The sequence below is a fragment of the Aquabacter cavernae genome (assembly GCF_003993795.1).
Classification (GTDB): Bacteria; Pseudomonadota; Alphaproteobacteria; order Rhizobiales; family Xanthobacteraceae; genus Aquabacter; species Aquabacter cavernae.
This window is the reverse complement of the sequence record NZ_RWKV01000016.1, coordinates 329,982-341,864: the sequence shown is the minus strand read 5'-3', so window position 1 is coordinate 341,864 and position 11,883 is coordinate 329,982. Positions and strand designations below refer to the sequence as shown.

General features: G+C 70.6%; 5 protein-coding genes. 1 reads left to right on the top strand and 4 read right to left on the bottom strand.

Going from position 1 to position 11,883, the window contains the following annotated elements:
• Positions 1-45: 45 nt before the first annotated feature.
• Genes EJJ38_RS17310 through EJJ38_RS17300 form a run of 3 tightly spaced genes read right to left on the bottom strand, consistent with a single transcriptional unit; the run spans position 46 to position 7,574 of the window.
• Positions 46-1,224 (bottom strand): NAD(P)/FAD-dependent oxidoreductase, encoded by a 1,179-nt coding sequence (locus EJJ38_RS17310; RefSeq protein ID WP_127091503.1) that lies wholly within the window; start codon positions 1,222-1,224, stop codon positions 46-48.
• 33 nt (positions 1,225-1,257) lie between these two features.
• Positions 1,258-5,535, bottom strand: a complete 4,278-nt coding sequence (locus tag EJJ38_RS17305; RefSeq protein ID WP_245454304.1) for a translocation/assembly module TamB domain-containing protein — start codon at positions 5,533-5,535, stop codon at positions 1,258-1,260.
• Positions 5,535-7,574, bottom strand: a complete 2,040-nt coding sequence (locus EJJ38_RS17300; RefSeq protein WP_245454303.1) for an autotransporter assembly complex protein TamA — start codon at positions 7,572-7,574, stop codon at positions 5,535-5,537. Before EJJ38_RS17300 ends, EJJ38_RS17305 begins: the two co-directional genes overlap by 1 nt.
• Positions 7,575-7,879: 305 nt before the next feature.
• Here EJJ38_RS17300 and EJJ38_RS17295 point away from each other — a divergent pair, with 305 nt between their 5' ends.
• Complete coding sequence (locus EJJ38_RS17295; protein WP_127091501.1) at positions 7,880-9,145, top strand: dicarboxylate/amino acid:cation symporter; 1,266 nt, start codon at positions 7,880-7,882, stop codon at positions 9,143-9,145.
• A 104-nt stretch (positions 9,146-9,249) separates the two neighbouring features.
• Here EJJ38_RS17295 and EJJ38_RS17290 read toward each other — a convergent pair whose 3' ends face one another.
• Positions 9,250-11,817: an AsmA family protein gene (locus EJJ38_RS17290; RefSeq protein WP_127091499.1), complete on the bottom strand. Its 2,568-nt coding sequence runs from the start codon at positions 11,815-11,817 to the stop codon at positions 9,250-9,252.
• Positions 11,818-11,883 lie beyond the last annotated feature (66 nt).

Here is an 11,883-nt window from a genome sequence, read left to right as displayed (position 1 = left end):
AAGGAGACAGAGCGTTTCCGAGCGAAGTGTGAACCGCTCTGAGGCTCAGACCACCTTGGCTTCCGTGAGCGGACGGCCGTCCGCGATGCGCCCATAGCCCAGCTCCGAGAGATCCAGCGTCACATACCGGCCGTGGACGATGAGCTCGGCGATGCCGCGCCCCACGGCCGGGGATTGCTGGAGGCCGTGGCCCGAGAAGCCGTTGCACAGGTGGAAATTGGGCAGGCCCGGCGCGGGGCCGAGAATGGCATTCTGGTCGAACAGGTTGAGGTCGTAATGCCCGGCCCAGGCGCGGCCCGGCCGGATGCGCTCGAAGGCGGGCACGCGCGCCGCAAGCGTCGGCCAGATCACCTCGTCGAACAGGCCGTGCTCCACCTCATAGTCCGTGCAGTCCGGGTCGTTCTCCGGCGCGGGCGAGGTGCCGCACAGGAAGCCCGTCCCCTCCGGTCGCACATAGACGCCGGTCGGGTCGATGAGGAGCGGGCAGCGCTCCACCGGGTCGGCGCAGGTGAAGGTGAAGATCATGCGCTTGCGCGGGCGCACCGGCAGGTCGATGCCCAGCGCGCGGGCCAGGTCCGGCCCGCCGGTCCCCGCCGCATTCACCAGCACGCCGCAGGAAATGACGCGCCCGTCCGCCAGGGTGACGGCGGTGACGCGCCCGCCAGAAACCTGCGCCCCCACCGCGCGCGCCGCCTCATAGGTGACGCCCAGCGACCGCGCCTTGCGGCGGAACGCCTGCATGAGGCCGTAGCCGTCGAACCAGCCTTCGCCCGACAGGCCGAGACTGCCGAGCACCACATCCTCGGTGGAAAGCCAGGGAAAGCGAGCCGTGAGGGCCTCGGGATCGAGCAGCGCGATGTCCGCGCCGAGGCGCGCCTGCATGGCCTGCCCGGCCGTCATGGCACCGGCGCCCGCCGCCCCGGCGAGGAACAGATAGCCGCCCTCGGTGAGCCCGATGTCCGGCCGCTCCCCGTCCACCATCAGCCGGTCGCCGATCTCCCGCAGGAAGGCGATGCCATAGAGCGAGATGGCCACGTTCACCGGGCTTGAATATTGCTGGCGGATGGACGCGGCGGACAGGGCGGAGGCGCAGCCCTGGTAGGACGGGTCCTGCTCCAGCACCAGTATCCGGCCGGAAAAGGCGGGGTCCGCCGCCAGATGGCAGGCAATGGACGAGCCCATGACGGCGCCGCCCACCACCACCACGTCATATGCCTGCGCCACGCCGGAACTCCCCGTCACCGCCCGTCCGGCGGCTCAGTAATCCCACTGCGCGCCGATGCCCACCGATGTACCGCCGTCCGCGCCGGTGGCGCCCTGGAGGCGGATGTTGCGGCCGAGATCGATATCGATGGTGGCCTGGGTGGAATTGGAATTGGTGCCCTGGCGCACGCCCAGGGAGATATTGTCGTTGAGGCGGCGGCCGAGGCCGATCTGGCCGCCCGTGCCCGCCGCATTCATCCCCACATCCAGGGAATCGAGCCCCAGCGAGCGGCGCAGCGCGCCGAGGCTGCCCTGGCCCGCGCCGGAAAGGGTGGCCACCGCCTGCGCCACCTGAAGCGCCTGCCCGGCGGACAATTGCCCGGTGGGCCGCCCGAACAGCAGGCGCGCCACCACTTCGTCCTGCGGCAAAGCGGGGGTGGAGGAGAAGCTCACTTCCGGCTCCGAGGCGCGCCCGGCGATGATGATGCGGGCGGTCACATCGCCCGCGGTGCTTTCCGCGATGAAGTCCAGGTCCGGGTCGGTGGAGCCGTTGAACGTGAGGCGCCCACGGGTGAAGTCGAGGCGGCGCCCGAGAATGTCCAGGCGGCCGCGATACATCTCGAAGGAGCCCACCGTGACGGGCTCCGCGCTGGTGCCGCGCAATTGCAGCGTGCCGCCCATCTCCGCCTCCATGCCCATGCCGCGCACGAACACCCGGTTCGGCGCCGACACCGTGAGGTCGAGCGTGGTCACGAAGGCGCCGGACGATTGCGCGCCCCGCCCGGCGCGGGGCCGGGGGCTCGCCGGGGTGAGGCCCTTGGGCAGGTTGACGTGGCGCACCTTCACATTGGCCGCGCTGCCGCCGGGGATCCGGTCCGGCAGGTTCACGTCCAGCGCCCGCACGTCGATGCGCCCGCCCACGGTGGGGCGGCTCGCGAAGGCGCCGCCGAGCGCCACGCGCCCGTCGGTCACGAAGCGGATCATCTCGCTGTTCACGAGGCCCGCATTGTTGAGCGTCACGTCCACGCGGCCGGGGAAGCCCGCGCCGGGGTCCAGCGCCACATTGCCCTGGGCCTGGATGGTGCCGCCATTGGGCGTGCCCGCGCGCAGGCTGGTGAGGGTCACGCTGCGGTCGGTGCCGGTGAGCACGGCCTCGATGCGCTCGATGGTGACGCCGTTCGGCGCATCCTCGTAGCGCCCGTTGGTGATGCGCACGGTTCCGCCCGCGCGCGGCTCCGCGAAGGTGCCGCGCAAGGTCACGTCGAGGGCGGCATTGCCGCCGGCCCGCGCGCCCGTGGTGGCCAGCATGGCGTTGGCGATGGCGAGCGAGATGGTGCCGCGCACGGCGAGATCCAGGTCGCCGCCGGAGACCGGCACCGAGCCGTTCACCGTGACGCCGGACAGAGACGGACCCGAAATGGTGGCGTTCACCCGCGCGCGGCCCCCGTCCAGGGTGCCGTTGGCGCGAATGTCGTAGGGGCCGACGCCGGCGGCGGCGATCTCCGGGGCATTCAGGCGGGAGATGGTGACGTCATAGCGCCCGGCGGGCGCGGCGGGCGTGCCCGTGATGCGGGCGGAGGCGTTCGCCGTTCCCGACAAGGCAAGGCCGGGCTGCGCCATGGCGGCCAGCGCCAGGGGAATGGCGCGGGCGTCCAGGGAGAGGTCCAGCGTGTCGCCGAACCGGCCCTGCGCCACCAGCGTGCCGCCGCCTGCGGTCAGCGCCAGCTTGTCCAGGGTGGTGGCGCCGTCGCGATAGGTGAAGGTGGCGGGCGCGGAGAGGGCCACGGTGGTGCGCTCGCGGGTCACGCGCAGGGTGTCGAGGCGGAAGGTCTGGGCTTCGCCCTGGGCGGCGGCGCGCCCGGCGGCGGTGATCTGCGCGCCCTGGGCGGCGGCGTCGAGGGTGAGGCCGATGCCGCCCGCGCCGGGGGTCGCGGCGAGCTTCAAGTGCTCGATATCGACGCCCCCGGAGACGATGCCGCGCGCCTCCACGGTGCCCGCAATGTCGGTGGTGGTGCGGGGATCGCCCACGGTGAAGTCGAAGCGGGCGTCGTCCACCCGTTGCCCGGAGGCGACGAGGTTGCCCATGGTGCCGTCCACCGCCACCCGCTGGGCGCCGCCCGTCCCATCGAGCCGGACCCGCGCATCGGCGCGGCCGGAGACTTCCTGCAGCAGGACCGGCGTGAGGTCCGACAGGTCCTTGGCGGAGAAGGCGAGCTGACCCGTGGCAAGGCCGGTGGGGGCGACGGCGAGATCGCCGGTGAGGCGCGCCGAGCCGAGCGCGAGGTCGAGGCCGGACAGGGAGCGGCCGCCGTCATCGGCGGTGGCGAAGGCCATGGCCCCGCGCGCCTGCTTGCCGCCCACGCTGCCCGTGAGGCCCGCCGTTCCGGCAGGTCGCCCGGTGAGGTCGCGGGCGGTGAGGTCGAGCGCGAGGTCGCGCACCGGGCGCCCCATGGCGGTGCCCTGGGGCACGGTGGCGCGGGCGGTCACGCCGAGGGCCGCGAGGCGGCCGGTGAAGGCGGCCTCCACCCGGGCGGCGCCGGTGACGCGGGGGTCGATGCGCGCGAGGTCGGGCAAGGTGGCGGTGCCCGCCAGATTGGCGGTGGTGGTGTCGATGCGCCCGTCCATGGAGAGCGTCGCGCCAGGCGCCGTCACTTCCAGCCGCCGCACCGTGACGGCTCCGCCCGGCGCGTAGGAGAGGCCGCCGGAAAAGCGCACGTCGCCCGCCACGATGCCGTCCAGGGCCGGGTCGCCGGTGGCGATGCCCTGGCCGGTGCCCGTCCCGTCCAGGCCGATCTCGCCCTGGCGTCCGTCGCGGACGATGTCGGCCTTCAGCGCCACGATGCCCTTCAGGGGCCGTCCCGCCAGCGGGGACAGAGCGGCGAGGTCGAGCCGGGCGAGGTCGAGGCGGCCGCGCACCGCATGCTCGCCCGCCCGCCCCATGAAGGAGAGGTCGATGCCTTCAAGCTGCACGCGCGCATCGGTCAAGGTGGGGTCGGTATCCGCGGTCCATTGGCCGCGCAGGCTGGCAGTGGCGGTGCCGCCCAGCGCGCGGGACACGGCGGGATCCTGCGCGCTCAGGCCCTCGGCATTGGCGGTGGCGGTGAGCAGCACGAGGCGGGCCGGGCCGGGCGCGGTGCCTGCCGTGATCTTGAGCCGCCGCGCGCCATAGCCGAGCCCGGAGATGTGCTCCGTGTCGAACAGGGCCGCGATGGTGGGGGCGGAGGGCTCGCCCCGCACCGTGCCGCTGGCGCGGGCGGTGGCCCAGGAGATGCCGGGGGTGAGCGCTTCAAAGCGCTTCGCCTCGCCCAGCGAGGCGGTGAAGGCGAGATTGGCGCGGCGGTCGGCGGAGAGCGTGCCGCTTACCTCGCCGCGCAGGCCCGCCGAGGTCAGGACGAGACGGCGGATGTCGAGGGCGAAATCGGGGGCGACGCCGATCTCGGCATTGAGGTCCGAGCGGCCCTCGAACAGCGGGGCGACGTTCGCGGGCAGCGCGCCCGCCAACTCGCCGCCGGTGGTGAGCGTGACCAGATGGCCCCCGGCGGCGGCGGCGCGGATGGCCGCCGTTCCGTCCAGGCGGATGAGGCTTCCGGCGGTGGCGGACAGGGTGCCGCGCCAGTCGTCCAGGCTGCCTGCGCCCTTTACGTTGGCGTCGAGGGCGGGCAGGCCTTCCAGATGGGCGAGGCGGGCGACCACGCCGCCCGGCGGCTCATGGGCGGTGATGTCCAGGTCGAGGGTGCGGCTCTGGGGCGCGTAGGCCACATTGCCGGACACGGTCCCCTCGGCATCGAGCCGCTTCACCCCGAAGCGCAGGGAGAGGCCGCGCGAGGGCTCCATGAGGCGCAGCCCGGCCTCGAAGGCCAGTTCCGCCGGCTGGCCCAGCAGCGCTTCGCCGAGCACGATATGTGGGGCGGCGAGGCGATCCACCACCACCCGCAGCGCGGGCATGCGGCCGCCGCCGGACGTGGGTGCGGCGGGCGGCAGAACGGGCGCGCGCTGCATGTCCACGCGCCCCGCCTCCAGCGTCTCCACGAACACCGTGCCCGACAGGAGGGCCGAGGGCTGCCAGCGCAAGGCGAGGTCGTCGATGCTGGCGAAGGGGCCGTCGGGGTCCGACAGGACGATGCGCGCGACCCGCAGATTGGAGGGCACGAAGCCCGACAGGCCGCTCACCTCCACCTTCAGCCCGTTGCCCGAGGCGAGGCGGCTCGCCAGCTCCGCCAGATAGGCCCGGCCGAACCCGGTCTGGGCGAGGCCGAACAGGCCGCCCAGGATCACCAGGATGACCGCCATCAAAGCGGCGAGGGAGAGGAGGGCGGTGCGAAGGGCGCGCATCAGAAGGACTGCCCCAGGCTGACATAGATGCCGTAATTGGTTCCCGCCACATCCGGATTGCCGGGGAAAGCGAGGTCGATGCGCAGCGGGCCCACCGCCGTGTAATAGCGCAGGCCGATGCCGTAGGCATATTGAAGGCCCGAGAATTCCGGCCATTCCGAGGCGAAGGCGGCACCGATGTCGAAGAAGGGCACGATGCCGATGGTATCCGTGATGCGCAGGCGCGCCTCCACCGAGCCGGTGAAATAGCTGAGGCCGCCGACGATGATGCCGTATTCGTTGCGCGGGCTGGCGGCCTGGTAGTCATAGCCGCGCAGGGTGCCGCCGCCGCCCACATAGAACAGGCGCTGGGGCGGGGCTTCCGTCATGCTGGCGCCGAAGATGGAGCCGGCGGCCACCTTGCCCGCGAGGATGATGCGCTTGTCCTCGTCGAGGGCATGATAGGTGGCGATGGAGGCCTTCATCATCACCGGCCCCGCCCCGGCCTCGCCGAAATAGGCGAAGGGCTCCACGGTGGCCGAGGCGCGAACCCCGCGCGAGGCGTCCAGCAGCGAATCCGTATTGTCGAAATTCACGTCGATGGGCACGCCCGCGATGGGATAGTCCCCCGTGCCGGTGGAGCTTTCCACCCGCGAGGCTTCGAGGTCGATGCCCACCTGCATGTTGAGGTCGTCGTTGAAGCGGTGGCGGATGCCGCCGAGGAAGGTGATGGCCTCGCGCACATAGGCGTTGGTCACCTCCCGCAGCACCGCCGCCCTGGCCACCAGATCCTCGTTGGAGGTGAAGATGCCCGGCTTCATGAAGGTGGCGGAGAAATTGTAGCCGTAGGGATCGGCATTGGGCACGGCGTCGGATTTTTCCGTGAACCAGGTGCCCTGGGCGTCGAGCCGCAGCGTCTCGCCGCCGCCGAACAGGTTGCGCGAGCCCCAGAAGGCGTTGGCGGTGGAGCCGTCCGTGTTCGAGTAATTGGCGGCGAAGCCCACATAATGCTGCTTGCGCTCGCTCACCTGCACCTCGATCGGCAACTGGCCGAGCGCATTCAGCCGGTCGGCCTCCACGAAGCGCACGGAGCCGATGATCTCATAGCCCAGAAGCCGCCGCCGCAGGTCCGCCAGCCGGGTGGGCGTGAAGGGTTCGCCGGGGCGGATGTCGATGCGCTCGGAGACGAAGTTCGGCGGCAGCGAGGTGGCGCCGGACACGGTGAAGGGGCCGAACGTGGCGAGCGGGCCGGGCGCGACCTTGAAGGTGATGTTCAGAGCGGTGGTGGCGTGGTCGGCCACCACGTCCTTGTCGGCCACCTTGGCGAAGGGATAGCCGGCTTCCCGCAGGCGGGTGATGATGACGTTTTCCGCCTCCAGCACGTTGCCGGCCCGCGCTTGCTCGCCCGCCACGAGGCGCATGGCGCGCAGGCTGGGCGGATCGGGAAGCGGGCGGCCCGCCGTGTCGAGCACCCGCACGGTGCCGAAGGTGAAGCGCGGCCCGGAATTGACCTGCACCGTCACGGGCACCGGCCCGGCCGCGCGGGCGGCTTCCACCACATTGAAGATGTCCGGCGAGGTGGGCGAGCGGCCGGCGATGAGGATGTTGAGCGTGCCGCCGTAAAAGCCTTCCGAATAGAGGGCGGCGACGATGCGGTCCTGGTCGGCCAGCGCCCGGCGCACCAGCCCCGCCGCGCCCGCGGGCGGCGTGCGCTTGAGGCTTTCGAGGTTGGAGGCGTCCTGCACGGCGCCGCGCACCGACGTGTCGCCGGTCACCTCGAACGTCACCGCATAGGGGACCGCATCGGCCGGCGGCGGCTCGGACGGCTTGCCCGCGTCGGGATTGAACCAGTTGGACGGATTGAACCAGGCGATGGCCTGGTCGAAGAAGGTGACGTCATCCGCGGCCGCCGCAGGGCCGACGCCCGCACTGAGGGCGCACAGGATCAGGCCGGCGCGCAGGGTGCGGGACGCACGCGCGCGACCGCCGGGACCGAAAGGCCCCCCGACCGAAATGGGGAAATAGGATCTCGACGCCGGGCGCCGGAGAGATGCTCGCAACAGCTTGAGCCCGCAACGTCTGCCTGACGTGCCAATCTAGCCGGACCTTGCCGCTGCGTCCATGCCGGGAGGACCAACGTCGTTAACCAAACCCAAATGTTAAGTTCATGATTCCACGTATTTCCCCGCCTGGATGGCGGCGGCGGGACTGCTTTCTGGGCGCCATTTGCCCATAACTCACGCTCGACACATTTCTGACAAAATGCGAGCCTGCCCGCACGCTTCGGTGTGCCCCGCTGGTCCGCCCAGTGCCTGGAAGGCTTTCCAGCCTCCCTGTGCGCGCCGATCCAGGGACGGGGGAATTCGTGAAGCACAAACTCACATTGTATATCGTTGTGGCGCTCGTTCTGGGTGTCGCCGTGGGCTATATCAGCCATGTGGCCCTGGAGCCGGAAGCCGCCAAGTCCGTGGCGGACCACATTTCCATCATCACCGAGATCTTCCTGCGCCTCGTGAAGATGATCATCGGCCCGCTGGTCTTCACCTCGCTGGTGGCGGGCGTGGCGCATATGGGCGACATGAAGACCATCGGCCGCGTGGGCGGCAAGGCCATGGTGTGGTTCATCAGCGCGTCCCTGTGCTCGCTGCTCATCGGCCTCGTGATGGTGAACCTGCTTCAGCCGGGCGCCAACTTGAACATCCCCCTGCCCCAGGCCGGCGCCTCCACGGGCATCCAGACCGGCTCGTTCTCGCTGGACGATTTCGTCAAGCACGCCATTCCCAACAGCGCGGTGGGCGCCCTCGCCAATAACGAGGTGCTGCAGATCGTCATCTTCTCCATCCTGTTCGGCCTCGCTGCCGCCTCGGTGGGGCACAAGGCGAAGGTGCTGGTGGCGCTGATCGAGGAAGGCTCCCACGTCATCCTGAAGGTGACGGGCTATGTGATGTCGCTGGCCCCGTTCGCGGTGTTCTCCGCCATCGCCGCCATCGTGGCCGAGCACGGGCCGGGCATCCTGGTCATCTACGGCAAGTACATCGCCTCCTTCTATCTGAGCCTGTTCATCCTGTGGTGCGTGATGTTCGGGGTGGGCTACCTCATCCTGCGCAAGACGGCGCTGCGGGTGCTCTCGCTGGTGCGCGCGCCCTTCGTGGTGGCCTTCACCACGGCATCGAGCGAGGCGGCCTATCCCTCCATGATGCGCCAGCTTGAGCGGGTGCCGGTGAGCGAGAAGATCGTCTCCTTCGTGCTGCCGCTGGGCTATTCGTTCAATCTCGACGGCTCGATGATGTATTGCACCTTCGCGACCATGTTCATCGCGCAGGCCTATGGCATCGAGATCGGCTGGGGGCAGCAGCTCATCATGCTTCTGGTGCTCATGATCACCAGCAAGGGCATGGGCGCGGTGCCTCGAGGATCGCTGGTGGTGGTGGCCGCGACGCTGGACATGTTCCACCTGCCGGCCGCCGGGCTGCTGCTGGTGCTGGGCGTCGATCAGTTCCTCGACATGGGCCGCTCGGCCACCAACGTCATCGGCAACGGCATCGCCACGACCGTCGTGGCGAAGTGGGAAGGCGAGGACGTGGACCGCGGCGGCGACGACCGGGACGAGGAAATCGCCATCGCCGCCTGACCGCCTGACCGCTTGCCGCCCGCTGCGTTCGCGTGCCGGGCGGCACGGCCTCTCGCCGGCCGGAGCCTGACGCGCTCAGGGCGCTTCACCCTGAGCGGGGGATCTCATTCCCGGCAGTCCCCCCCGCGCCGCGAATGCCCATGGCGCGTGGTGCCGTTCAAGGCCACCTTCGGGGAGGAGAGGCTGCCCGAGATGGTGAAGGGATAGCCGTCCACGCTTGAATTCAGCGGGCGGGGAATGACCGACAGGTCGATGGTGCCCCGCGCGAAATTCACCGTGCCGCGCGCCTCCGCCTCCACATTCTCCGTCTCCAGCACGATGGCGGGGGCGGTCTGCGCCACGCCCTTGTCGAAGCGCAGGGGAATGGTGGCGCAGCGCACGCGCGTCTCTCCGCTCAGCACGGCGGGATTGAAGATGCCGCCCAGCACGCCGAGCCCCGCGAGGTCCAGCATGCCGGTGCCCAGCCGCGCGCCATGCAGCCGGCCCGTGAGCGTGCCGTCCAGGGTCCGCAAGGGATCGGCCTGGGACATCCCTCCGGTCACGTCGAAGGAGAAGCTGGCGGAGCCGGACACGGAAAACGGCGCTCCCGGCCCGATGACATCGGACAAGGGCCATCCCTCGCCCGTGCCCTTGGCGGCGAACCGGCCGTCGCCGGCGGGCGAGATGGCCGCCTTGATGCGCCCGGCCCCCATGCTGAGGCTGACCGGATCGGCCCTGAAGCGCCCGTTATCCATGCGCAGTCGCGCGCTCAACGCCGTGGCGGCGCGCCCGATCCCCTGGACCCGATCGGCCGAGAGCGTGACGTCGAGATCCGTGCGCTCCACAAGGTCGTGCGGCTGTGCGCCCTGCTTCAGGGAGGTTCCGGCAATGTGCACGTCCGGGGCGCGGGCCTCGTCCGCGATGCCCTCGAAAAGGGCCAGGATCTGGTCGGCCGCGATGCGGGTGGAGGTCAGCTCGCCCTTCACATGGATCCGCGCGTCCGGCCGCGCGTCCTGTCGTGCTTCCTGTCGCGTTTCCTGCCGGGTGGCGGCCAGCTGTCCCTTCAGGTCGGTGGCGCCCACCACGAGGGCGCCCTTCGCCGTCGCCGTGCCTCCGCCATGGGTGAAGGTGCCGTCATAGGAGAAGGGACCGTCAAATTCCGTGGGGGTGCCCAGCGCGGTGAGGAGCGGGCCGAGGCGCGGCACGTCGATCTTCAGGGCGATGGGCCCGGCCTCCTTGGAGGTGGCCGGCGCGGGATCGATGCGCACGGTGGCGGTGAGCGCGTCGCTCTTCACCTCGGCGGCGAGGCTCTCGATTTCGAGCGATCCGCGGGCGTCGGACAGGGCGGTGGTTCCGCTGAGGCGGCCCAGCATGTCCTTGGCGGCGGCCGGTACGGAGAGGACATCGGCGACGGGGAGGTCGAAACGACCATCCAGCGTGATGCCCGACCAGTCCAGCACGTCCCGGATATCCCCATGGAGCTGGAACAGGGGATTGGGGCCGGGATTGCTCTTCACCCGGATGTCGTTCAGCGACAGCCGTCCCGCCTCGTCCCGCCGGATGGCGGCCACGCTGATGGGGCCGATCTCCTGGAGGGATTGGGCGAAGGCATTGGTGTCCACGCTTGCATCCGTGAGCATGAGGCCCTCCGGCCCGTCCCGGAAATGACCCGCGAGGCGCGTGATCGCGATGTCGTGGCGCGCGGTGGCCTCCTGGGCCGGGGTGACGGGGGCCATGTCGGCCACCGCCGAGATATCCACGCCGCTCCAGTCGGACAGATCGGCGATGGAGCCGGTGATGCGGGTGGTGCTGCCCTCCGTGAACCTCGTGTCGAGGGCGAGGTTGCGCAGCGACAGGTGCCGCGCATCCGCATGCAGCGCGCCCGTGAGCTTTGCGGTGCCGTCCACGGTGCGCGCGAGGCCCGCCACGGAGAGCAAATCGGCGATGGAGCCGGAGGAGAGCTGCACCGCCATGGTCAGGTCGTCGTCGAACGCGGCACGGGCCGAGCGGGTGGTCATCTGCCCTTCGAGGCCGTCCGAGGTCACCGAGAGGACCGCCCCATAGGGCAGGTCGCCGGGTGCGGGCGGGCGCGGCTCCCGGTCGAACTGGAACTTGAAAGCGAGGGGCCTGCCGTTCAGCTGCGCCCGGGCCTCCATATATTCGACGCCGTCGCGCAGGCGGCTCAGGACGTGATCCACGTCCAGCGTGAACTGCCAGCCGTCCTGCGGCGCGGAGATGTCGAAGGTCACGGTGTCCAGCCGCAGCCGCGGCAGCACCGAGAAGAAGGCCACGGGGGAGGACAGGATCGACCCCGGCGCGGCATCGGACCGGGAGGTGAGGGCGAACTGGAAGCGCGCATTGGAGACGGAGAGCGCGAACAAAGTGGATGCGAAGGGCAGGCGCTCCCAGCGGGCGAGCAGGATGCGCAATTGCGCCGCGTGCGCGGGCGACGTTCCGTCCGTGGTGGAGGAAACCTCGTTGGCGGTGATGATGAGGCGCGGCCAGAGCGCCACCTCCACCTCCCCGGCCACGGTGACGCTCTCGCCCCAATATGCGGCAAGGCTGCGCTCCAGAACCTGTCGCCGCAGGTCGCCGAAGGCGGGCAATTGGGCGAAGGCCAGGAACCCGAGGATGGGTACGAGAACCAGGAGACCGGCCAAGCCTGCGAGGGCCGTGATGAGGACCTTGCGCATGCCGCTCCACGTTCTCTGTCAAGGATTGCCGGCCTGATCCGGGCGGATGTGGGTCCGCCCGGATCA

Coding starts and splice junctions, on each gene's coding strand:
- EJJ38_RS17305 (WP_245454304.1), bottom strand. CDS start 5,535: ATGCGCGCCCTTCGCACCGCCCTCCTCTCCCTCGCCGCTTTGATGGCG.
- EJJ38_RS17290 (WP_127091499.1), bottom strand. CDS start 11,817: ATGCGCAAGGTCCTCATCACGGCCCTCGCAGGCTTGGCCGGTCTCCTG.